Source organism: Pseudomonas sp. H1h (assembly GCF_000633255.1).
In the GTDB taxonomy this organism is placed as follows: domain Bacteria; phylum Pseudomonadota; class Gammaproteobacteria; order Pseudomonadales; family Pseudomonadaceae; genus Aquipseudomonas.
The window spans coordinates 1-20,742 of sequence record NZ_AYMJ01000028.1 but is presented as its reverse complement, the minus strand read 5'-3'; the positions used below and the strand labels follow the sequence as shown (position 1 = coordinate 20,742).

Annotated in this window: 22 protein-coding genes; 7 read left to right on the top strand and 15 right to left on the bottom strand. The window is 59.2% G+C overall.

The features are described 5' to 3' along the window. Positions 1-26: 26 nt before the first annotated feature. On the bottom strand, positions 27-1,136 hold the full coding sequence (locus U862_RS0121965; RefSeq protein WP_025112384.1) for an ABC transporter ATP-binding protein: 1,110 nt from the start codon (positions 1,134-1,136) through the stop codon (positions 27-29). After that, positions 1,133-2,053: an ornithine carbamoyltransferase gene (argF, locus tag U862_RS0121960; RefSeq protein ID WP_025112383.1), complete on the bottom strand. Its 921-nt coding sequence runs from the start codon at positions 2,051-2,053 to the stop codon at positions 1,133-1,135. The genes U862_RS0121965 and argF overlap by 4 nt, the downstream gene beginning before the upstream one ends. A 404-nt stretch (positions 2,054-2,457) precedes the next feature. Between argF and U862_RS0121955 the strand changes: the two genes are divergently transcribed. The 3 genes from U862_RS0121955 (at position 2,458) to grxD (ending at position 5,430) form a co-directional block, all read left to right on the top strand. Then, positions 2,458-2,748 carry a hypothetical protein gene (locus U862_RS0121955; protein WP_025112382.1) on the top strand — a complete coding sequence of 97 codons (291 nt, stop codon included), beginning with the start codon at positions 2,458-2,460 and terminating at the stop codon, positions 2,746-2,748. A 137-nt stretch (positions 2,749-2,885) separates the two neighbouring features. Next, positions 2,886-4,991, top strand: coding sequence for a molybdopterin oxidoreductase family protein (locus U862_RS0121950; protein ID WP_025112381.1), 2,106 nt, complete (start codon positions 2,886-2,888; stop codon positions 4,989-4,991). A 97-nt stretch (positions 4,992-5,088) separates the two neighbouring features. Then, positions 5,089-5,430, top strand: a complete 342-nt coding sequence (grxD, locus tag U862_RS0121945; RefSeq protein WP_025112380.1) for a Grx4 family monothiol glutaredoxin — start codon at positions 5,089-5,091, stop codon at positions 5,428-5,430. Between the two features lie 193 nt (positions 5,431-5,623). On the opposite strand, the gene bfr is transcribed toward grxD, so the two are convergent. Next, positions 5,624-6,100 (bottom strand): bacterioferritin, encoded by a 477-nt coding sequence (bfr, locus tag U862_RS0121940; protein WP_025112379.1) that lies wholly within the window; start codon positions 6,098-6,100, stop codon positions 5,624-5,626. 201 nt (positions 6,101-6,301) lie between these two features. Then, entirely contained in the window at positions 6,302-6,520 is a 219-nt protein-coding gene (locus tag U862_RS0121935; RefSeq protein ID WP_003227725.1) for a bacterioferritin-associated ferredoxin, read from the bottom strand. 313 nt (positions 6,521-6,833) lie between these two features. Here U862_RS0121935 and U862_RS0121930 point away from each other — a divergent pair, with 313 nt between their 5' ends. Next, positions 6,834-7,436: a peroxiredoxin gene (locus U862_RS0121930; RefSeq protein ID WP_003227723.1), complete on the top strand. Its 603-nt coding sequence runs from the start codon at positions 6,834-6,836 to the stop codon at positions 7,434-7,436. A 74-nt stretch (positions 7,437-7,510) separates the two neighbouring features. On the opposite strand, the gene rnt is transcribed toward U862_RS0121930, so the two are convergent. Together rnt and pyrC are read right to left on the bottom strand one after the other, a co-directional pair. After that, positions 7,511-8,188: a ribonuclease T gene (gene rnt / locus U862_RS0121925; protein ID WP_025112378.1), complete on the bottom strand. Its 678-nt coding sequence runs from the start codon at positions 8,186-8,188 to the stop codon at positions 7,511-7,513. Further along, a complete protein-coding gene (gene pyrC / locus U862_RS0121920; RefSeq protein ID WP_025112377.1) occupies positions 8,185-9,231 on the bottom strand; it encodes a dihydroorotase in 1,047 nt (348 codons plus the stop codon). The genes rnt and pyrC overlap by 4 nt, the downstream gene beginning before the upstream one ends. Positions 9,232-9,391: 160 nt before the next feature. Between pyrC and U862_RS0121915 the strand changes: the two genes are divergently transcribed. Together U862_RS0121915 and U862_RS0121910 are read left to right on the top strand one after the other, a co-directional pair. Continuing rightward, positions 9,392-10,300 (top strand): OmpA family protein, encoded by a 909-nt coding sequence (locus U862_RS0121915; RefSeq protein WP_025112376.1) that lies wholly within the window; start codon positions 9,392-9,394, stop codon positions 10,298-10,300. 129 nt (positions 10,301-10,429) lie between these two features. Continuing rightward, positions 10,430-11,647 (top strand): argininosuccinate synthase, encoded by a 1,218-nt coding sequence (locus U862_RS0121910; RefSeq protein WP_025112375.1) that lies wholly within the window; start codon positions 10,430-10,432, stop codon positions 11,645-11,647. Positions 11,648-11,802: 155 nt separating this feature from the next. Here U862_RS0121910 and U862_RS0121905 read toward each other — a convergent pair whose 3' ends face one another. Continuing rightward, the gene (locus U862_RS0121905) at positions 11,803-12,387 is read right to left on the bottom strand and encodes a hypothetical protein (protein WP_025112374.1); all 585 of its coding nucleotides are present in this window, start codon (positions 12,385-12,387) and stop codon (positions 11,803-11,805) included. Positions 12,388-12,887: 500 nt separating this feature from the next. On the opposite strand from U862_RS0121905, the gene U862_RS0121900 reads away from it, so the two are divergent. Next, entirely contained in the window at positions 12,888-13,514 is a 627-nt protein-coding gene (locus U862_RS0121900) for a response regulator transcription factor (RefSeq protein WP_025112373.1), read from the top strand. Between the two features lie 86 nt (positions 13,515-13,600). On the opposite strand, the gene U862_RS0121895 is transcribed toward U862_RS0121900, so the two are convergent. The 8 genes from U862_RS0121895 to metG form a co-directional block, all read right to left on the bottom strand. Then, entirely contained in the window at positions 13,601-13,780 is a 180-nt protein-coding gene (locus tag U862_RS0121895) for a PA3496 family putative envelope integrity protein (RefSeq protein WP_025112372.1), read from the bottom strand. 107 nt (positions 13,781-13,887) lie between these two features. Next, complete coding sequence (gene nth, locus U862_RS0121890) at positions 13,888-14,526, bottom strand: endonuclease III (RefSeq protein ID WP_003227707.1); 639 nt, start codon at positions 14,524-14,526, stop codon at positions 13,888-13,890. Next, on the bottom strand, positions 14,523-15,104 hold the full coding sequence (locus U862_RS0121885; protein WP_025112371.1) for an Rnf-Nqr domain containing protein: 582 nt from the start codon (positions 15,102-15,104) through the stop codon (positions 14,523-14,525). The genes nth and U862_RS0121885 overlap by 4 nt, the downstream gene beginning before the upstream one ends. Beyond that, positions 15,101-15,706 (bottom strand): RnfABCDGE type electron transport complex subunit G, encoded by a 606-nt coding sequence (locus U862_RS0121880; protein WP_025112370.1) that lies wholly within the window; start codon positions 15,704-15,706, stop codon positions 15,101-15,103. The genes U862_RS0121885 and U862_RS0121880 overlap by 4 nt, the downstream gene beginning before the upstream one ends. Further along, positions 15,703-16,686: an RnfABCDGE type electron transport complex subunit D gene (locus tag U862_RS0121875; RefSeq protein WP_025112369.1), complete on the bottom strand. Its 984-nt coding sequence runs from the start codon at positions 16,684-16,686 to the stop codon at positions 15,703-15,705. The genes U862_RS0121880 and U862_RS0121875 overlap by 4 nt, the downstream gene beginning before the upstream one ends. Next, the gene (gene rsxB, locus U862_RS0121870) at positions 16,673-17,887 is read right to left on the bottom strand and encodes an electron transport complex subunit RsxB (protein WP_025112368.1); all 1,215 of its coding nucleotides are present in this window, start codon (positions 17,885-17,887) and stop codon (positions 16,673-16,675) included. The genes U862_RS0121875 and rsxB overlap by 14 nt, the downstream gene beginning before the upstream one ends. Next, complete coding sequence (locus U862_RS0121865; RefSeq protein WP_025112367.1) at positions 17,884-18,453, bottom strand: electron transport complex protein RnfA; 570 nt, start codon at positions 18,451-18,453, stop codon at positions 17,884-17,886. The genes rsxB and U862_RS0121865 overlap by 4 nt, the downstream gene beginning before the upstream one ends. Positions 18,454-18,567: 114 nt before the next feature. After that, positions 18,568-20,619: a methionine--tRNA ligase gene (metG, locus tag U862_RS0121860; protein WP_025112366.1), complete on the bottom strand. Its 2,052-nt coding sequence runs from the start codon at positions 20,617-20,619 to the stop codon at positions 18,568-18,570. Positions 20,620-20,742 lie beyond the last annotated feature (123 nt).

Here is a 20,742-nt window from a genome sequence, read left to right as displayed (position 1 = left end):
CTCCCACAGTTTTGATCCGGGACGGATCAGAGGGCGGCGCTGTAGCGGCGGACGCCGTTTTCCGCAGCCGGGATCTGTGCCGCGGTACTGCCGCTGGCCTGGAACAGGACGAGGTGTTCGGCGGCAACACGTATTCCGACATCCGCACCCACCTGATGATCCGCATGGCTCGGAAAAATCGATTCCAGCTGCGCGCCCGTCGGCAGTTGCAGGCGGTACAGGGTCGAGGCGCCGAGGAAGGTCTTGCCGACGATCCGTGCTTTGAGTGCACTGTCGGGCGCATAAACGATGTCATCCGGACGCAGCAACACATCCACCGCACCGCCTACTGGCCAGGTGTAAGCCCGGTTGCCGCGCAGTTCGCCCAGTTCAGTCTGCACCGATTCCGGGCTGCCGAGCTGGCCGCGAATGAAGTAGCCCTGGCCGATGAAGCTCGCCACGAACGGTGTCGCCGGCTCGTGGTAGAGGTTGTAAGGCGTATCCCACTGCTCCAGCCGGCCTTCCTTGAACACGCCGACGTGATCGCTTACGGCGAAGGCTTCTTCCTGGTCGTGGGTGACCAGAATCGCACTGGTGCCACGGGCCTTGAGGATGTCGCGCACTTCGTGGCTGAGCTTGCGCCGCAGCTCGCCGTCGAGATTGGAGAACGGCTCGTCGAGCAGCAGCAGTTGCGGTTCCGGCGCCAGGGCGCGGGCGAGGGCGACACGCTGTTGCTGGCCGCCGGACAGCTCGTGGGGGAAGCGCTTGCCGAGGTTTTTCAGGTTGACCAGTTCCAGCAGCTCTTCGGTAACGCGCTCCTTGTTCGGGTGCTTGCGGATACCGAAGGCGATGTTGTCCGCGACGCTCAGGTGCGGGAACAGCGCGTAGTCCTGGAACACCATGCCGATCCGGCGTTTCTCCGGGGCCAGGGTGAAACCGGCGCTGGAAATGGTCTCGCCACCCAGCTGGATTTCCCCTTCGTGCACCGGTTCAAAACCGGCAATGGCGCGCAGGGTGGTGGTCTTGCCGCAGCCAGACGAACCGAGCAGGCAGCCGATGTCGCCGGCGTTGAGGTGCAGATTGAGGTTCTGCACCACGCGTTGATCTTGATAGCCGCAAGCGAGGTTGCGCAGGTTCAGCAGTAATTCATGGCTCATGCGTGGTGATATGCCGGTTCGACGAGGAACTCGAGCAGGGCCTTCTGTGCGTGGAGACGGTTTTCTGCCTGATCCCAGGCGACGGAGCGCGGGTCATCAAGCAGGTCGAGGCTGATTTCTTCGCCGCGGTGGGCAGGCAGGCAATGCATGAACAGCACATCCTCCGCCGCGAGATCGAGCAGGGCGCGGTTCACCTGGAACGGTGCGAACAGCTTCAGGCGCTTGGCGGTTTCTTCTTCCTGGCCCATCGAGGTCCAGACGTCGGTGCTCACCAGATGTGCGCCGCGCACGGCGTCCTTTGGATCGCGGACGATGGTCACGCGATCGCCGGCCTTGGCCACGAATTCAGGGTTCGGCTCGTAGCCTTCGGGGCAGGCAACGCGCAACTGGAAGTCGAACTGGATCGCCGCTTCTATATAGCTGTTGCACATGTTGTTGCCGTCGCCGATCCAGGCCACCGTCTTGCCCTGGATCGAGCCACGGTGCTCAAGGAACGTCTGCATGTCGGCCAGCAACTGGCACGGGTGCAGGTCATCGGACAGGCCGTTGATCACTGGCACGCGCGAGTTGGCGGCAAATTCGGTCAGGGTGCTGTGGGCAAAGGTACGGATCATCACCGCATCGAGCATGCTCGACATGACGATGGCGCAGTCGCCGATCGGCTCGCCACGGCCCAGCTGGGTGTCACGCGGCGACAGGAAGATCGCCTGACCACCGAGCTGGATCATGCCGGCCTCGAAAGAGATCCGGGTACGGGTCGAGGATTTCTCGAAGATCATCCCCAGGACGCGGTTTTTCAGAGGCTCGAACAGTACGCCGCGGTTACGCAGGTCCTTGAGCTCAACGCCTCGACGGATCACGCTGACCAGCTCTTCGGGCGTGCAATCCATCAGGGAGAGAAAGTGCCTTGCGCTCATCATTGACTACCTTTTTGCTACAAACCGCAGATGCTCAAAGCCTTGTTTAAGTGAACAACGGGCGAGACCTGCGGCGTAAGCCGCACGGGGCGACGAAATAGGGGAAGGCGCGATATTGACACTAAATGTCGCGTTTTTCCAATAGGCTACGGTTTTTGCGGGATTCGGAGGGCGAACCGCCGTGGGCAGTCACGCGTTTGAAGCCGGGTTCAGGACAGCAGCGAGCCCCTTTGTACACTGGCCCCGGCGGGCTTGGCAATCCGGCGTGGCGGGGATGATGTCACTCGGGTCGGTTCAAGACTGCGCGGTAGCGGTTTCGCTTGGTCGGATGCTCAAGCTGAAACATTTGCTAAAGCAAAGTGCTGAGTTATAAATAAGTTTCGAGCGACGCAGGAAGCCTCCGCATGGAATCGAAAGAAAAACTGTTAATGGAATTGCTGGGCCACACGGCTCGCTCACTGACTCATCTCACCGCGTCGGTCACGTCGATGTCCTTCGAGCTGTTGCGCAGCGACGACGAAGTGGTCAAGACCGCTGGCCGTCACATGATCGATCGCATGGCGACCATCAGTGCCGGGCTCGACGAGCACTGGCGGCTGATCGGTGAACTCACCGGCGTCCACGTCGCTCACGAGCAGATTGAAACCATTCAGGAAATCCAGCTGCAGGCGCCGCCCCAACTGCCATCCAACTGATCCTGACGGGCTATCGGCTCGCCTGATAGCCGTCGATTCACAAGACGAACGTCGCTGGCGTCGCTTGCGCACTCGGGCCATAGTTTTGTTCCCGCAGGCTTCACCGTTGCCTGCCCAGAACAAGACAGAGACTGGCCATGACCAAGACTCTCCATCACCGTGCCTGCCACCTGTGCGAAGCCATCTGCGGTCTGACCATCGAGACCACAGAAACCGAAGGCCACGTCGCGATCACCTCGATCAAGGGCGATACCCTCGATACTTTCAGTCGCGGTCATATCTGCCCGAAGGCCGTGGCCCTGCAAGACATCCAGAATGATCCGGACCGCTTGCGCCAGCCGATGCGCCGGGTTGGCAGCCAATGGCTGCCGATCGAGTGGGACGAGGCCTTTGCGCTGGTGGCCGAGCGCCTGGCGGCGATTCAGGAGCGTCACGGGCAGAACGCGGTGGCGGTCTATCAGGGCAATCCGAGCGTGCACAACTACGGACTGATGACCCACAGCAACTACTTTCTCGGCCTGTTGAAAACCCGTAATCGCTTCTCCGCGACCTCGGTCGATCAACTGCCCCATCACCTGAGCAGTTACCTGATGTACGGGCACGGCTTGCTGCTGCCGATCCCGGACATCGATCACACCGATTACATGCTAATCCTGGGCGGCAACCCGCTGGCCTCCAACGGCAGCATCATGACCGTGCCCGATGTCGAGAAACGCCTGAAAGCGATTCAGGCTCGCGGCGGCAAAGTTGTGGTGGTCGATCCGCGTCGCAGCGAAACCGCCGCCATGGCCGATCAACACCTGTTCGTGCGCCCTGGCGGCGACGCGGCGCTGCTGTTCGGGGTGCTCAATACACTGTTCGGCGAAGGGCTGACGCGTGACAGTCATCTGCCGGTCGAAGGCCTTGATGAGGTGCGCGCGGCGGTGGCGACGTTCACCGCTGAGGCCATGAGTCCGCTGTGCGCCGTGCCGGCGGAGCAGATCCGCCAACTGGCGCGGGATTTCGCCGCCGCGCCGAGTGCGGTGTGTTACGGACGCATGGGGGTTTCGACCCAGGCATTCGGGACCTTGTGTCACTGGGTGGTGCAATTGATCAATCTGGTCACCGGCAACCTCGACCGGGTCGGCGGCGCGCTCTGCACTGAACCGGCGGTGGACCTGGTGGCATCGACCTCGGGCGGGCATTTCAACAAGTGGCAGAGCCGGGTCTCCGGGCGGCCCGAGTACGGCGGCGAACTGCCGGTGTCGGCGCTGGCCGAAGAAATGCTCACCGACGGCGAGGGGCAAATTCGTGCGCTGATCACCGTGGCTGGCAATCCGGTGCTGTCGACACCGAACGGGCGGCAACTGGAGCAGGCGCTGGACGGGTTGGAGTTCATGGTCAGCATCGACCTGTACATCAATGAGACCACGCGCTACGCCGACCTGATCCTGCCGTCGACCTCGGCGCTGGAGAACGATCACTATGACACCACGTTCAACCTGTTCGCGGTGCGCAACGTCAGTCGCTTCAATCGGGCGATCCTCGCCAAGCCAGAAGGTGCATTGCACGACTGGGAGATCTTTGTCGGTCTGGCCAAGGCCTTTGCCGAAAAGACCGGCAAGGAACTCAAGCCGACGCTGCCGCCGGCGAAGATGATCGACATGGGCCTGCGCATGGGGCTGTATGGCGATGCCTCGACGCACCAGCTGTCGCTGGCGACGCTGTTTGATCATCCGCATGGCATAGATCTGGGCGCGTTGAAGCCAAATCTGGCACCGCGTCTGAAAACGCCGAATCAGCGCGTGCAGGCCGCTCCGCCAGAGATCCTCGCTGACCTCGCACGCTTCGCCGCCTTACAGGCGCCTGCCGCCGACGAGCTGCTGATGATTGGCCGTCGCCACGTGCGCAGCAACAACTCGTGGATGCACAACTATCACCGTCTGGTGAAGGGCAAGCCGCGCCACCAACTGCTGATGCACCCGGATGATCTGGCCAGCCGTGGGCTCAACGATGGTCAGTTGGTGCGCGTCAGTTCTCGGGTCGGACAGATCGAAGTGGAAGTACTTGGCAGTCTCGACATGATGAAGGGCGTGGTCAGCCTGCCGCACGGCTGGGGTCATGCAAGGCCGGGCGTGCAGATGGCGATTGCCAGCGGCCAGCCGGGCTCGAGTGCCAATGACCTGACCGATGAATGTCAGCTCGATGAATTGTCGGGCAACGCGGCGCTTAATGGCGTGCCAGTGACGGTGGCGGCGGCCTGAACGTGACTGTCGGGGAGACCGAGCATGGCGCTCGGGATTCCGTTACAATGCGTCACCGTGCCGACCCATGAGTCGGAAAGTTCAGCCGAGGTGCTCCATGGATATCATCGAAACGATTAAAGAGCAGATTGCCAACAACACCATTCTGCTTTACATGAAAGGCTCGCCGAATGCCCCACAGTGTGGCTTCTCCGCGAAAGCTGCGCAGGCTGTGATGGGCTGTGGCGAGAAGTTCGCCTACGTCGACATCCTGCAGAACCCGGAAATCCGCGCCAACCTGCCGAAGTACGCCAACTGGCCGACTTTCCCGCAGCTGTGGGTGGGTGGCGAGCTGGTCGGCGGCAGCGACATCATGACTGAAATGTTCGCTAACGGTGAGCTGCAAAGTACCATCAAGGCGGCTGTTGAAGCGGCTGCAGCGAACAAGTCCGAATCCTGATTGGGCTTTTGCGGGAGCTAGCCTGCACGCGAATGCTTTCTGAAGGTAACAATGTTGCCGGCTGACATGACGCTATCGCCAGCAGACTGACACCCACAGGGATTTCAGCATTGACTGAAATCCCGGCAATAAAAAGCCCCGCCTCTCGAAAGAGGGCGGGGCTTTTTAGTGTCTCGAGTTTAGCGCTCGCTAATTACTCGTCTTCGCCCATCTGCGATTGCAGATAGTTCTCAAGACCGACTTTATCGATCAGGCCCAGTTGGGTTTCCAGCCAGTCGATATGTTCTTCTTCGGATTCAAGAATATCTTCAAGCAGTTCGCGGCTGCCAAAGTCGCCTACCGATTCGCAATGCGCGATGGCGGCTTTCAGGTCGGTGTGGCCGGTCTTCTCGATCCGCAGGTCGCACTCCAGCATTTCCTTGGTGTGCTCGCCGATGTGCAGCTTGCCCAGGTCCTGCACGTTCGGCAGACCTTCGAGGAACAGGATGCGCTTGATCAGCTTGTCCGCGTGCTTCATCTCGTCGATGGACTCGTGGTACTCGTGCTTGCCCAGCTTGTTCAGGCCCCAATCTTCATACATGCGTGCATGCAGGAAGTACTGATTGATCGCGACCAGCTCATTGGCAAGGATCTTGTTGAGATGCTGGATGACTGTAATGTCGCCTTTCATGATGGGAGTCCTGCCCTGTAATAGCTGTATATAAGGCGGAGTTTGAGCTTGGTATTTATAAGTGTCAAACCTAAGTTATTGAATAATAAATGAAATTAAATCTGAATAAGAATGTTTGTGTTCCGCGTCTAGCGCCTAACCGTTTGATTTGCGGGCATAAAAAAACCGGACATATGTCCGGTTCTTTGAAATGAGGGGTATTCAAGCAGCCGTAAATTCTACAGGGTAGGGGATCGCAGCCTGAGCGGTTTGCAGTTTGGTCAGGGTTTCGCGCACCACTTCCTTGGCAAGGCAGGCACATTTGCCGCATTGGCTGGCGACGCCGGTGGCCTGGCGGACTTCTTTGTAGCTGCAGCAACCTTCATAGATCGCTTCGCGGATCTGTCCGTCGGTGACGCCAGTGCAGAGGCAAACATACATAAGTGAGAACCGTCGCTGGTTGTGACTCAATTGCGATGGATCTTAATGTTAACGAGAATGATTGTCAAAGTGCTTTCTGAACGCTTCAGCTGATTGACAGCCGTGACCGACGAACGGCGATTGCTGGCTTTTTGCCTGGCCCCGCAAATGCAGCACCGTTATCCGCTTTGGGTAAAAAACCGTTAAGGACAGGCCAAAAACGCAGTGTATGATGGTCGGCCCTTGCGAAGAGGGTTCGTGTCACAGGGCTGTCGCCTGAGGGTGGCAGGCTGGCCCGGACCCTGAACTTCAAGTTATTCACCAGGAGATATCCATGAGCGTACTCGTAGGCAAACAAGCCCCTGACTTCACCGTCCCGGCCGTACTCGGCAATGGCGAGATCGTTGACAGCTTCACTCTGTCCTCGGCCATCAAAGGCAAATACGGTCTGGTGTTCTTCTACCCACTGGACTTCACCTTCGTCTGCCCGTCCGAGCTGATCGCTCTGGACAACCGCATGGCCGACTTCAAGGCACGCAACGTAGAAGTGATCGCCGTTTCGATCGACTCGCACTTCACCCACAACGCCTGGCGCAACACCCCGGTCAACAATGGCGGCATCGGCCAGGTGAAATACACCATGGCTGCCGACATGAAGCACGACATTGCCAAGGCTTACGACGTTGAGTCCGAAGGCGGCGTGGCTTTCCGTGGCGCGTTCCTGATCGACGACAAAGGCGTTGTCCGTTCGCAGATCATCAACGACCTGCCGCTGGGCCGTAACATGGAAGAGCTGATCCGTCTGGTCGACGCTCTGCAATTCCACGAAGAGCACGGCGAAGTCTGCCCTGCCAACTGGAAGAAAGGCGACAAAGGCATGAACGCTTCGCCAGAAGGCGTTGCGGCGTACCTGACCGAGAACGCTGCGGCCCTGTAAGGCGCAACGTCGAGGTACAAAAAAACCGGCCCAAGTGGCCGGTTTTTTCATGAGCGGGAAATGCCCGACGAGGATCAGTCGTCGAAGTCTTCCCAGCCGCCCATTTGTTTCCAGCGGTTGACGATGCCGCAGAACAGCTCGGCCGTCTTCTCGGTGTCGTAACGCGCCGAGTGCGCTTCACGGCCATCGAAGTCGATGTCGGCGGCCTGACAGGCCTTGGCCAGCACCGTTTGACCGTACGCCAGGCCAGCCAGTGTCGCGGTGTCGAAGCTGGAGAATGGATGAAACGGGTTGCGCTTCATGTCCAGTCGGGCCACGGCGGCATTCAGGAAGCTAAGGTCGAAGCTGCTGTTGTGGCCGACGAGGATCGCCCGTTTGCAGCCGTTGGCTTTCAGTGCCTTGCGAATACCACGGAAGATGTCGGTCAGTGCGGTTTCTTCGCTGACCGCCATGCGCAGCGGATGATCAAGCTTGATCCCGGTGAATTCCAGCGCTGCTGCTTCGATGTTGGCGCCTTCAAACGGCTCAACGCGGAAGAAATAGGTGTGGTCCGGGTAAACGAAACCCTTTTCATCCATGGCGATGGTGGTCGCGGCAATCTCCAGCAGAGCGTCGGTGGCCGAATTGAAGCCCCCGGTCTCTACGTCAACGACAACTGGCAGGTAACCGCGAAAACGCGCTGCCATTGGATGACGGGAACCGCCGCCGCCACCTTGACCGTCCAGTTCGTCGTCGAAATGGTCTTCACTCACGCGTGTTCCTCCAGCAGGCGCCAGCGCAGTTTTTCACCGGCGCGCAGCGGGATAACGTTCAGCTCGCCGAATGGCAGGCTGGTCGGGGCGGTCCATTCTTCACGGACCAGGGTGATGCGATCGGTATTGGTCGGCAGGCCGTAGAAGCGCGGGCCGTTGAGGCTGGCGAACGCTTCGAGCTTGTCCAGCGCGTTACGCTGTTCGAAGGCTTCGGCGTACATCTCGATAGCGGCGTAGGCGGTGTAGCAGCCGGCGCAACCGCAGGCGGCTTCCTTGGCGTGCTGGGCATGCGGCGCCGAGTCGGTGCCGAGGAAGAACTTCGCGCTGCCGCTGGTGGCGGCGTCGAGCAGGGCTTCCTGATGCGTATTACGCTTGAGGATCGGCAGGCAATAAAAGTGCGGCCGAATCCCGCCCACCAGCATGTGGTTGCGGTTGTACAGCAGGTGGTGCGCGGTGATGGTCGCGCCAACGTTGGCCGAAGCCTCGTTGACGAACTGCACGGCGTCGCCGGTGGTGATGTGTTCGAACACCACTTTGAGCGTTGGGAAACGCTCGACCACACGGCGCATGTGTTCATCGATGAAAATCTTTTCGCGATCGAAGACGTCGACATCGCCACGGGTGACTTCACCGTGGATCAGCAGCGGCATGCCGACTTCGGCCATGGCTTCCAGCGCCGGGAAGATCTTGTCGATGCTGGTCACCCCGGAATCGGAGTTGGTGGTGGCGCCGGCCGGGTACAGTTTGGCGGCGTGCACGAAACCGCTGGCCTTGGCCTCACGAATTTCTTCGGGCTGGGTGCGGTCGGTGAGGTACAGCACCATCAGCGGTTCGAAGCGACTGCCGGCCGGGCGGGCAGCGAGAATCCGCTGGCGATAGCCGTCGGCTTCGGCGGCGTTGCGCACCGGTGGTACCAGGTTGGGCATGATGATGGCGCGGCCAAAGGTGCGCGCAACATCGGCAACGGTATTGGTCAACACGGCACCATCGCGAAGATGAATGTGCCAGTCGTCGGGACGCAGCAGGGTCAGGCGGTCGGACATGAGGGGATTCCAGGCGGGTCAAACTGAGGGGAATGCTACCGGAAAAGACTCTTGCAGGCACTCGCTATCAAGTTTTGCGGGAACCTTCCGATATCCCGTAGGTATGCCGTAAACATAGTGTGAATCGGTCTTTGTGTTACAGAAGCCAATGGAGCCTCCCGTGCGCCAGCGATATTTAGCCTTGCTCAGTGTGTTTGCCAGCCTTCCCGCGATGGCGCTCACCTACCAGACTCGTCTGGAGAACATTGAGTGGACGGTCGAGGGCGACAAGTTCGAGTGCCGCCTGACCCAGCCGATCACCGATTTCGGCTCGGGCCAGTTCGTGCGCAAGGCCGGTGAGCAGGCGATTTTTCGCCTGAATGCCTACAACGCCATGCTCGGCGGCGGTTCGGCGACCTTGCTCGCGGCCGCCGCGCCTTGGCAGCCGGGGCGCAACGACATCTATCTGGGCAGTGTCAGGATCGGCACCGGCAACGTGCTGTTCAACAGTTCGCAATCTCAGGCCGGTGGCTTGATCAGCGGCTTGCTCGACGGTCGCAGCCCGGTGGTGCGCCGTGCTTCCGGCGATGGCCGGGTGTCTGAAGTACGCCTGCTGCCTGTCAAGTTCAGCAAGGCTTTCAACGACTACCAGATGTGTGTGGCGAAATTGCTGCCGCAGAATTTCGATCAGGTCAAACAATCGCAGATCGGCTTCCCCGGTGAAGGCACCGACCTGGATGCCGATGCCAAGGCCAGGCTGCAAGTGATGCTCGAATACATGAAGGCTGATCCGACGGTCAATCACATTGAACTCGACGGCCACTCCGACAACAGCGGCAACCGTCTGACCAACCGTGAACTGTCTCGCCGTCGCGCGCTGGCGGTGGTCGATTTCTTCAAGGCCAACGGCATCGCCGAATCGCAGATCACCGTGCGTTTCCACGGCGAGCAATACCCGCTGGTTCCGAACACCAATGCGGCCAACCGGGCGAAGAATCGCCGGGTCAGCGTGAAGCTCGCGCGGGTGGCGCCGACCGCCGCTCCAGCGCCGCAAGCCAGTACGCCAGGCAATGCTGCGGCAACTTCCTGACCTGCCGGTCATCGTCGCGCTCTCGACAGATTCTGTCGCTTTGTCGTCTTAAGCTGTCGCGCCTCTGTAAATTATCGCATTTGAGCGGTAGACTCCTCGGCTTTCCGTAGAACCCCGTGGAGTGATGGCATGGCGGACGTAAACAAGGTCGTTCTGGCGTATTCCGGCGGCCTGGACACTTCGGTGATCCTCAAGTGGCTGCAGGATACTTATAACTGTGAAGTGGTGACCTTCACCGCTGACCTGGGTCAGGGCGAAGAGGTCGAGCCGGCTCGCGCCAAGGCTCAGGCCATGGGCGTCAAAGAAATCTACATCGATGACCTGCGCGAAGAGTTCGTGCGCGATTTCGTGTTCCCGATGTTCCGCGCCAACACCGTTTACGAAGGCGAGTACCTGCTGGGTACTTCCATCGCACGTCCGCTGATCGCCAAACGCCTGATCGAAATCGCCAACGAAACCGGTGCTGACGCCATTTCACATGGTGCTACCGGCAAGGGCAACGACCAGGTGCGTTTCGAACTGGGCGCCTACGCACTTAAGCCAGGCGTGAAAGTGATTGCTCCATGGCGTGAGTGGGACCTGCTGTCCCGCGAGAAGCTGATGGACTACGCCGAGAAGCACGCGATCCCGATCGAGCGTCACGGCAAGAAAAAATCCCCGTACTCGATGGATGCCAACCTGCTGCACATCTCCTATGAAGGCGGCGTGCTGGAAGACACCTGGACCGAGCACGAAGAAGACATGTGGCGCTGGACCGTCTCGCCAGAGAACGCTCCTGACAAGCCGCAGTATCTGGAACTGACTTACCGTAACGGCGACATCGTTGCGCTGGACGGCGTTGAAATGACCCCGGCCACCGTACTGGCGACTCTGAACCAGATCGGTGGTGCTCACGGTATCGGTCGTCTCGACATCGTCGAAAACCGTTATGTGGGCATGAAGTCCCGTGGCTGCTACGAAACCCCGGGCGGCACCATCATGCTGCGTGCACACCGCGCCATCGAATCGATCACCCTGGACCGCGAAGTCGCTCACCTCAAAGACGAGTTGATGCCCAAGTACGCCAGCCTGATCTACACCGGCTACTGGTGGAGCCCGGAGCGTCTGATGCTGCAACAGATGATCGACGCTTCGCAGGTCAACGTGAACGGTGTAGTTCGCCTGAAGCTTTACAAGGGCAATGTGATCGTGACCGGCCGCAAGTCCGACGATTCGCTGTTCGATGCCAACATCGCGACCTTCGAAGAAGACGGCGGTGCTTACAACCAGGCCGACGCGGCGGGCTTTATCAAGCTTAACGCGCTGCGCATGCGCATTGCTGCCAACAAGGGCCGCAAGTTGTTCTAAGCCTCGCAGGCCTGTAAGGAAATGGCGGCTGGTCCCAGTGACACAGCCGCCATTTTTTTGTTCTGTACTTGCCTGACCTTCTTCCACTCGCGCTTGTGGCTACGTTCAATCTCGCCATTTTCTTGATTGTCCACATCTGTCCTCGACTCGGGACATCACGCCTCCCCCAGAATCACAGTGCTCAGCGTATTCACGTTGTGAGCAATAATGATCGCTCCTCCCGTGCCTTTCTTCGATTGTTTGAGGAGACTGAGCGTGATTTGCCTGAACAGAATGTCAGATGCCGGATCAGTCAGAAGTAACACAGCCTCGGCCGATTGTTTGTCGGGACGCGGAAAGTGTTCGGCCATATTTTTGAACGCCTGTGCGCTGCTCATCGGGCGAATGTCTATGGTACGCAACGTGCCGATCCGCTTGGGCAGCCGGATGCTGTGCTCAATCCATGGCGGGTCTGGCGAATACGCGCTGCTCCTGATGCTCTTCAACTCGTCGACAATCTTCAAGAAACTGTCGTCCTTGTTGAAGTCCGAAGGCGCATACAGTGATCGGTAGTTGAAGTTGAGAGTCACGAAGAACAGCAGCAGCAGGTAAAACGGAAAGCTGATTAAAAACCAGACATAGATTTCCCGCTCATTACTGCCAAGAAAGGGCAGAGAGATGGCAGCCGATGATTCGGAAATAAATGCAAATATCACAATTACAGTCATGGGGTTGGTGATTTTCTTTTTGATTTTTATCATGGTGTTTGCTCATTAAGTGTATTTTCCATTGTGGTTGTTGACTGGGGTATAGGAAGTTTAAAGTTCTACGGATGACGGTCTTTTTTATATTAAAAAAAGTCAGTTGGGTAGAAGTGTCTTGTTTCAGGTGTTTATTGGGTGAGGTGCACGGTTCTTTTTATTGTCTACCTGACAGGATATTGTCTGGCGCTAATCTGAATCAGCCATGAGGAATCGCAGCTACAATGCAATTTTCGGCCTCCTTTGATGAGCAGTCGGCCCGAGCGAATTGTGCGGGCAGGTTCGTCAGATCGTAGTATTTTTCACATCAAAATACCGCGCCGAGAAACACCAACGCCATGTCGATAACTCTGGTGTTGGTTTTTTTGTAGGAATAGTCTTTATTTGTTGTAGGGAATGTCTTTGGCGGGGCGTGTAATGAAACTCTCTTGTGCCATGTCGCAAGTGACTGGGCTATTGTGCCGGTTCTAAAAATTCGAACAGCGAAACTGGACTTGCCCATGAATAAAGTGTTGATCGTGGATGATCACCCCGTCATTCGTCTTGCTGTGCGTATGCTGATGGAACGTCATGGCTACGAAGTTATTGCAGAAACAGATAATGGTGTGGATGCGTTACAACTCGCACGCGACCAGATGCCGGATATTGTCATTCTGGATATTGGAATACCGAAACTTGATGGGCTGGAAGTTATTGCGCGCCTGAACTCGACGGCGATGCCATTGAAAGTTCTGGTGCTGACTTCACAGGCACCGGGGCATTTTTCGATGCGCTGCATGCAGTCGGGGGCGGCGGGATATGTCTGTAAACAACAGGATCTGACAGAGTTGCTCAGTGCGATCAAAGCCGTTCTGTCCGGTTACAGCTACTTTCCAAACCAGGCCCTGCATACCGTGCGTACCAGTCTGGGGAATGCCAGTGAGTCCGATATGGTGGATCGTCTTTCGGGGCGCGAAATGATGGTCTTGCAACAATTGGCGCGTGGCAAGACCAACAAGGAAATTGCCGATGGCATGTTTCTCAGCAACAAGACAGTCAGTACCTACAAGACCCGCCTGTTATTGAAGCTCAATGCCCGGTCGCTGGTGGACCTGATCGAGCTGGCACAGCGCAACGGGCTTGTCTGATGGTCCTGACGGCCGAAGGATCATGGGACGCCGGTGACAGGCTCTTCAGACAGTAAAAAGCCTCCGGTTCGGGAGGCTTTCAAGTGTCAGAGATCAAAATCGTAATCGGCCAAATGCTTTTGCAGTCGGCGCTCCTCAAGCAGGTTATCGATGGTGCGGCGTTTGCTCAGGTTGGTCTTGGCGACTTCGACCACCGGTTCGGCGTCGTCGGTTTCCGCAGCGGTGAAATCCTCATCTACATCCAGTTGTTCTTTGCTGTCAGTCATAAGGTGAACTCCAGGCTAAGACTGCCTTTGGCGCTCCTTATATCGATATTCCTGCTGCGGGTAAAAAAGATTTTTTCAATCGACGAATCAATAATTCCAATAGCCACTCAATCGTCCGAGGTTTTGTGTTTGTACTCACACAAATCTTCGATCCGACAGCTGCCACAGCGCGGCTTGCGGGCGAGGCACACGTAGCGACCGTGCAGAATCAACCAGTGGTGAGAATCCAGCAGGTAGTCTTTTGGGACAAACTTCATCAACTTCTTTTCCACCTCGACCACATTTTTACCCGGGGCGATGCCGGTGCGGTTGCTCACGCGAAAAATGTGCGTGTCGACCGCCATGGTCAACTGGCGGAACGCGGTATTGAGCACCACGTTGGCGGTCTTGCGGCCCACGCCGGGCAGGGCCTCGAGCTCTTCACGGGTTTGCGGGACCTCACCATTGTGCAACTCGACCAGCATGCGGCAGGTCTCGATCACGTTCTTGGCTTTGCTGTTGTAGAGGCCGATGGTCTTGATGTATTCGGACAGCCCTTCGACGCCCAGGGCATGGATCGCTGCCGGGGTATTGGCAACCGGGAACAGTTTGGCCGTGGCCTTGTTGACGCCGACGTCTGTCGACTGCGCCGACAAAATCACCGCAATCAGCAATTCGAAGGGCGAGGAGTAGGCCAGTTCGGTTTTCGGCTCGGGATTGTCTTCATGCAGTCGACGAAAAATCTCGAGGCGTTTTGCGGCATTCATGGGTGATGTGTTTCCTTGGAGAGAGCGTTCGAGCGAGTCCATGCCTGGCGGGCAGCCAGCAGCAGTCCCAGCAGTATGAGAGCGCCGGGGACCAGTGTGACCAGGTGCAACCCTTCGTTGAACAGGATCAGACCTTGCCAGTGTTCTGACAGACCACGACCGAGATGGCCCTGACCGAACAGCTCACGCAAGACCGCCAGCATCAGTAGCAGTCCACTCGACAGGCCAAAAAACGTCAGGCGCTCGGCCAGTGCCTGACGAAAGAATCCATTGTATTCCAGCACCACGCATTGCAAGGCGATCAGCCCGGCGTAGATCCCGAGTGTCTGGTGCCACTGCAACCCCCAGCGCTGCGCGAGAATATTGGCGCAACTGGTCAGGGTGGCGGCCAGCAGCAAGCTGGCCAGCAACGCAGCGCTGTCAGACAGTCGAGAACGCAGTGGAGCGATACACACCGCGTAAACCGTCACGACAACGCTCGACATCAACAGCGTCACCAGCGCGCCAGCCAGCGTGGTGCTGGTGCCCAACAACAGCGCCAGCACCAAGGCGTTGCTCAGATTCGTCGGCCGGTTCATGGTGTGATCCCCAGCAAGGTTGACCGGTGCTCATCAAAGTAGCGCAGGGCGTCATGGATGGCATCGACGGTGGCACGGGAAGTGATGGTTGCGCCCGCCAGTTGGTCGAACTGTCCCTGATCCTTTTTCAATGCCCAGCCCGCATCTTCGGGTGCACTGCGAGATTTCCCGGAAAAACCGGCCAGCCAGTTGTTCGGCCAGTCGCCGATGTGCCCGCCGAGCGCTGGCGTTTCGTTTTGCCGCAGGGCTTTCACGCCCAGCAGTCTGCCGTTGGCATCAATGGCGATCAGCAATTCGATGGTGCCGGCATACCCCTCGGTCTGTGTGCGCAACAACACCGCCACCGGCAGCCCGGCTTTGCTGGCGCGGTAACCACCCAGTAGCGTGCTGCGGCGCAACGTCGTGTCAACCAACGCCAGCGGTTGCTCCAGCGGCTGATTGTCGTAGGCATCAGTGGCGAGCACATCCAGCAGCTTGCGACTGTCGAGCAGGCTTTGTTCGAGGGCAATCTGCGGCGCACTGGCGCGTTGCAACCCATAGACCAGGCCGAGACCGGCAGCGGCTATCAGCACCAGTGTGATGACAGAGGCCGCGCGGTTCATGAGTTCACCTGTGCCTGGCGGGAAGCGGCAAAACGTTCCAGTGCCGGTACACAGAGGTTCATCAGCAACACGGCAAACGCAACGCCGTCCGGGTAGCCGCCCCAGGTGCGAATCAGATAGGTCAACAAGCCGGCACCGACGCCGAACAGCAGTCGGGCCAGCGGGCTTTTTGCCCCGGACACCGGTTCGGTAATGATGAAGAACGCGCCGAGCATGGTCGCGCCACTCAGTTGATGAAACAGCGGCGAGCCATGGGAGTCTGAGCCCGAGCCGTTCCAGAAGAGCAGGCTGACGACAAACAGGCTGGCCAGCATGCCGACTGGCGCCTGCCAGCCAATCACCCGACGTTGCAACAGCAACAGCCCACCGGCGAGAAACGCCAGATTGACCCACTCCACGCCGAGCCCGCCGAAACGCCCGAATGCCGGGTTGGTGGCGAACAGCTCATCCATGGTCAGGCTTTTATTGATGCGCAGGCTGTCCAGCGCCGTGGCCTGAACCCAGGCGTCCGGCGCCTGACCTGCGTTGAACACCTGATCAAACGCTGCCAGCAGATTCATCCCGTGCGCCGGCCAGTGCGTCATCGGTTGCGGGAACAGCACCATCACCAGCACAAAACCAAGCATGGCCGGATTGAACGGATTTTTGCCGATGCCGCCGTACAAGTGCTTGCCGAACAGCAGTCCCGAAGCGATCGCGATAACGGTCAACCACCACGGGCAATAAGGCGGCAGGGCAGCCGCCAGAAGGGTGGCACTGACCAGCGCGCTACCGTCGCTCAGCGTTGGTTGCAGCGGTTGTCGGCGCAGGCGGGTGACGCCTGCCTCGACGAGTAACGCGGTGCTCACCACCAGCATCAGATTGATCAACACGCCCCAGCCGTAGAGCCAGAACAACGCCAACATCCCCGGCAGCGTGGCGAGCAGCACCCATTTCATCGCCTGTTGCAGGCGCTCATCCGGTGCTTCACGGGGCAACATGGTCATGTACCTGACGCTCGGCGTCTTGCAGGCGAGCGCGGGCCTTGTCGAGGGCTTCGCTCGGCGTGTCGGCACGGCGTTCGAGTTTGCTCAGGTCGGCGCGGGCGTAGGCCAGTTCGGTTTTCAACTGGCGGAGCTGGCTGTCGATCGGACGTTTTTCTACACGCACGAGCTCAGGCGCCGGCTGTTCACTGGATGCTTCGGCAGTGTGCAGGGCTTGCTCGGCGTCACGCAGGGCCTGTTCCAGCGTGGCGATCTGCTCCGCTGGCGCCTCGGCGGTCTGGGCTTTTTTCAGTTCGGCGCGACGCATGGCCAACTGGATTTTTGCTCGTTTCAGGTCCGCGTCTTTCGCCGGGGCTGTGGCCGTAGCCGCTGGAGCGCTGGGGGTGCTGCTTTCAAGTTTCGCCAGCGCCTGCTCGGCGGCTTCGAACTGCTGTTGCAACACGATCAGTTGCGACTGCTGCTCGAAAGTCGGTGGATGGCCGAAAGCTTTCAGCGATTTGTGCAATTGTGCGCGGCTCATGGCGACGTCGATCTTGGCTTTTTTCAGTGCCGCGTCGGCGGTCGCGGCTTTCTGCGCGCGGACGCGTTCCAAGGCTGCCTGCACCGGATCGAGGGTGGCCACAGCCGGTTGCGCCGCCCGTTGCGCCCGGGCTTCGCGCTCAGCCTGTTTCTGTTGTTCTTCGCGTTGCAGGCGGGCGTTGCGTCGTTCAAAGCGCTGGCGCGCGTGGTCACGTTTGGCGGTACGTGCGCGCTGTTCTTCAAGGCTGGACGCCAGACCGCCGACCACCGGCAAGGTGCCGAGCGGCAACGGATGCATCTCGATGCAATCCACCGGGCAAGGCGCCACGCACAGGTCGCAACCGGTGCATTCGTCGATCAGCACGGTGTGCATCAGTTTCGCGGCACCGACGATGGCGTCGATCGGGCAAGCCTGAATGCACTTGGTGCAGCCGATGCACTCGGCCTCGCGGATGTACGCCACTTGGGGCGGTGCCGAACCTCGGCTGATGTCCAGTTCCAGCACCGGCACATTCAGCAGCTCAGCCAGGGCGGTAATGGTTTCGTCGCCGCCCGGTGGGCATTTGTTGATCGGTTCGCCATCGACGATGCCTTGCGCATAGGGCTTGCACCCGGGGTGGCCGCATTTGCCGCACTGGGTCTGCGGCAGGAGGGCATCGATGAGTTGAATCAGACTCATGTTTTGATCAGTCCACTGAATCCGAGAAAAGTCACTGCGATCAGTCCGGCGCCGATCAGGTCGATCGGCAAGCCGCGAAAGGGCAGGGGAATGTCGTTGTCGGCCGTGCGCTCGCGCAAGTCGTTGAACAGGCTCAGTACCAGCCAGAAGCCCAGTCCGGCGCCGATGCTCAGTGCTGTTGCCTGCAGCAGGCCCCGATCATTTTGCGCATTGATCAAGGCCAGGCCCAGCACGCCGGCATTGCCCAGCAGCAGCGGCCACAGTCCGTCGAACGGCCAGTCGGGCAGCGCATGCGTCAGCAGTTTCAGGATCGGCGCGATCAGCAACACGCTGAGCGGCAAGAACACAAACAGGTGCAGCGCCTGCAGTTGCAACGGCACCAGCAGCCAGTGCCAGATCAAATAACCGATGACACCCGTCACCAGCATCAGGCATGTCGTCGCCAGCCCCAGCGCATGCACCTGACGCCGGCTGCCGGCCAGCAACGGATCGACGCCCAGCGGCCAGTGCAACACGAAATTGTTGAGCAGGGCGGCACTGATCAGCGTAAGCACAAGTTCAGTCATGGTTCTGCCAGCGAAACGGGCGAGTGTCTCTTAAGGTTAGGCATTATCCGGCCAGATATGAAAAATCCCACAGGCCTGCGGAACATGCCTGTGGGATCGTTTTACCGCTGGGCCTTACTTGATGCGTTGACCCGGCTTGGCGCCGCTGTCAGGGCTCAGCAGGTAGATTTCTTCACCGCCGGGACCTGCTGCCATCACCATGCCTTCGGAGATGCCGAACTTCATTTTCCGGGGCTTGAGGTTGGCGATCATCATGGTCAGGCGACCGTCGAGTTTCGACGGGTCCGGGTACGCGCTCTTGATCCCGGAGAACACGTTGCGTTGCTCGTCACCGATGTCCAGCGTCAGGCGCAGCAGCTTGTCGGCGCCTTCCACGTGCTCGGCCTTGACGATCAGGGCGACACGCAGGTCGATGGCGGCAAAAGCGTCGAAGTCGATTTCCGGCGACAGCGGATCCTTGGCCAGTTCGCCGTTGCCCGCAGGTGCGGCAGCGCCGGTGTCGGTCTGGCTGGCGGTCAGGTCTTCTTTCGAGGCGTCGGTCATGGCTTGTACTTTTACCGGGTCGATGCGGGTCATCAACGGTTTGAATTCGTTCAACTGATGGTTGGCCAGCAGCGTGGTGTGGTCGTTCCAGGTCAGCGGGGCGACGTTGAGGAACGCCTCGGCATCGGCGGCCAGCAATGGCAGTACCGGTTTGAGGAAGATCACCAGTTGGCGGAACAGGTTGATGCCGGTGGCACAGATCGCCTGGACTTCATCCTGCTTGCCTTCCTGCTTGTTCAACGACCACGGGGCCTTGTCGGCGATCCACGCGTTGGCGCGGTCGGCCAGGGCCATGGTTTCACGCATGGCGCGGGCGAAGTCACGGGCTTCATAGGCGTCGGCGATGCTTGGCGCCGCGGCCAGGAACGCTTCGGTCAGCTCTGGCGCGGCGTTGTTGTCCACCAGCAGGCCGGCGTTACCCTTCTGGATGAAACCGGCGCAACGGCTGGCGATGTTGACCACTTTGCCGACCAGGTCGGAGTTGACCTTCTGCACGAAGTCTTCGAGGTTCAGGTCGAGGTCATCGACGCCACGGCCCAGTTTGGCCGCGTAGTAGTAGCGCAGGTATTCCGGCGACAGGTGATCCAGGTAGGTACGCGCCTTGATGAAGGTGCCGCGGGATTTGGACATCTTCTGGCCATTGACCGTCAGGTAGCCGTGCACGTTGATCCCGGTCGGCTTGCGGAAGCCGGCGCCTTCGAGCATGGCTGGCCAGAACAAGGCATGGAAGTTGACGATGTCCTTGCCGATGAAGTGGTACAGCTCGGCAGTGGAGTCCTTGCCCCAGAACGCGTCGAAGTCCAGCTCCGGCGTGCGGTTGCAAAGGTTCTTGAAGCTCGCCATGTAGCCGATCGGCGCGTCCAGCCAGACGTAGAAATATTTGCCTGGCTCGTCCGGGATCTCGAAACCGAAATACGGCGCATCGCGGGAGATGTCCCACTGTTGCAGGCCGGCGTCCAGCCACTCGGCGATCTTGTTGGCAACGGCGTCCTGCAGGGTGCCGCTGCGGGTCCAGGTCTGCAGCATCTGCTGGAAGTCTGGCAGTTTGAAGAAGAAGTGCTGGGAATCCTTGAGCACCGGGGTGGCGCCGGAAATGGCCGACTTCGGATCCTTAAGATCGGTCGGCGCATAGGTTGCGCCGCATTTTTCGCAGTTATCGCCGTACTGGTCTTCGGTGCCGCATTTCGGGCAGGTGCCCTTGATGAAGCGGTCGGCCAGGAACATTTTCTTTTCCGGGTCGAAATACTGGGTGATCGAGCGTTGGGCGATGTGCCCGGCGTCACGCAGCTTCAGGTAGATCTGGCTCGACAGCTCACGGTTTTCTTCGGCGTGAGTGGAGTGGAAGTTGTCGAAGTCGACCAGGAACTCGGCAAAGTCGGCGCTGTGTTCAGCCTGCACGTTGGCGATCAGTTGTTCCGGGGTAATGCCTTCCTTTTCCGCACGCAGCATGATCGCCGAACCGTGGGCGTCGTCGGCGCAGACATAGATGCACTGGTTGCCACGATGCTTCTGGAAGCGCACCCACATATCGGTCTGGATGTATTCCAGCATATGGCCAAGGTGAATCGAACCGTTGGCGTAGGGCAGGGCGCTGGTGACGAGGATCTTGCGTGGTTCGGACATGTGGGGCTTCGCTACTTGATGAAACGGAGGTCGGCCACTATAAAGCGCTGGCGCATATTTTTCACCCTGTGCGCCTGTTTCATTGGATGAGCAGACAGAAAACATCGCCGCCTTCGGCAGCGC

Excerpts from the sequence above, each read along its gene's own strand:
- U862_RS0121965 (WP_025112384.1), bottom strand. The coding sequence starts at position 1,136 with ATGAGCCATGAATTACTGCTGAACCTGCGCAACCTCGCTTGCGGCTAT.
- U862_RS0121905 (WP_025112374.1), bottom strand. The coding sequence starts at position 12,387 with ATGATAAAAATCAAAAAGAAAATCACCAACCCCATGACTGTAATTGTG.
- pyrC (WP_025112377.1), bottom strand. The coding sequence starts at position 9,231 with ATGTCCGACCGCCTGACCCTGCTGCGTCCCGACGACTGGCACATTCAT.
- argF (WP_025112383.1), bottom strand. The coding sequence starts at position 2,053 with ATGAGCGCAAGGCACTTTCTCTCCCTGATGGATTGCACGCCCGAAGAG.
- nth (WP_003227707.1), bottom strand. The coding sequence starts at position 14,526 with ATGAATGCCGCAAAACGCCTCGAGATTTTTCGTCGACTGCATGAAGAC.
- U862_RS0121880 (WP_025112370.1), bottom strand. The coding sequence starts at position 15,706 with ATGAACCGCGCGGCCTCTGTCATCACACTGGTGCTGATAGCCGCTGCC.
- U862_RS0121865 (WP_025112367.1), bottom strand. The coding sequence starts at position 18,453 with ATGACTGAACTTGTGCTTACGCTGATCAGTGCCGCCCTGCTCAACAAT.
- U862_RS0121895 (WP_025112372.1), bottom strand. The coding sequence starts at position 13,780 with ATGACTGACAGCAAAGAACAACTGGATGTAGATGAGGATTTCACCGCT.
- U862_RS0121885 (WP_025112371.1), bottom strand. The coding sequence starts at position 15,104 with ATGAACCGGCCGACGAATCTGAGCAACGCCTTGGTGCTGGCGCTGTTG.
- U862_RS0121955 (WP_025112382.1), top strand. The coding sequence starts at position 2,458 with ATGGAATCGAAAGAAAAACTGTTAATGGAATTGCTGGGCCACACGGCT.
- U862_RS0121930 (WP_003227723.1), top strand. The coding sequence starts at position 6,834 with ATGAGCGTACTCGTAGGCAAACAAGCCCCTGACTTCACCGTCCCGGCC.
- U862_RS0121900 (WP_025112373.1), top strand. The coding sequence starts at position 12,888 with ATGAATAAAGTGTTGATCGTGGATGATCACCCCGTCATTCGTCTTGCT.
- U862_RS0121935 (WP_003227725.1), bottom strand. The coding sequence starts at position 6,520 with ATGTATGTTTGCCTCTGCACTGGCGTCACCGACGGACAGATCCGCGAA.
- U862_RS0121950 (WP_025112381.1), top strand. The coding sequence starts at position 2,886 with ATGACCAAGACTCTCCATCACCGTGCCTGCCACCTGTGCGAAGCCATC.
- metG (WP_025112366.1), bottom strand. The coding sequence starts at position 20,619 with ATGTCCGAACCACGCAAGATCCTCGTCACCAGCGCCCTGCCCTACGCC.
- U862_RS0121875 (WP_025112369.1), bottom strand. The coding sequence starts at position 16,686 with ATGTTGCCCCGTGAAGCACCGGATGAGCGCCTGCAACAGGCGATGAAA.
- U862_RS0121910 (WP_025112375.1), top strand. The coding sequence starts at position 10,430 with ATGGCGGACGTAAACAAGGTCGTTCTGGCGTATTCCGGCGGCCTGGAC.
- grxD (WP_025112380.1), top strand. The coding sequence starts at position 5,089 with ATGGATATCATCGAAACGATTAAAGAGCAGATTGCCAACAACACCATT.
- rsxB (WP_025112368.1), bottom strand. The coding sequence starts at position 17,887 with ATGAGTCTGATTCAACTCATCGATGCCCTCCTGCCGCAGACCCAGTGC.
- bfr (WP_025112379.1), bottom strand. The coding sequence starts at position 6,100 with ATGAAAGGCGACATTACAGTCATCCAGCATCTCAACAAGATCCTTGCC.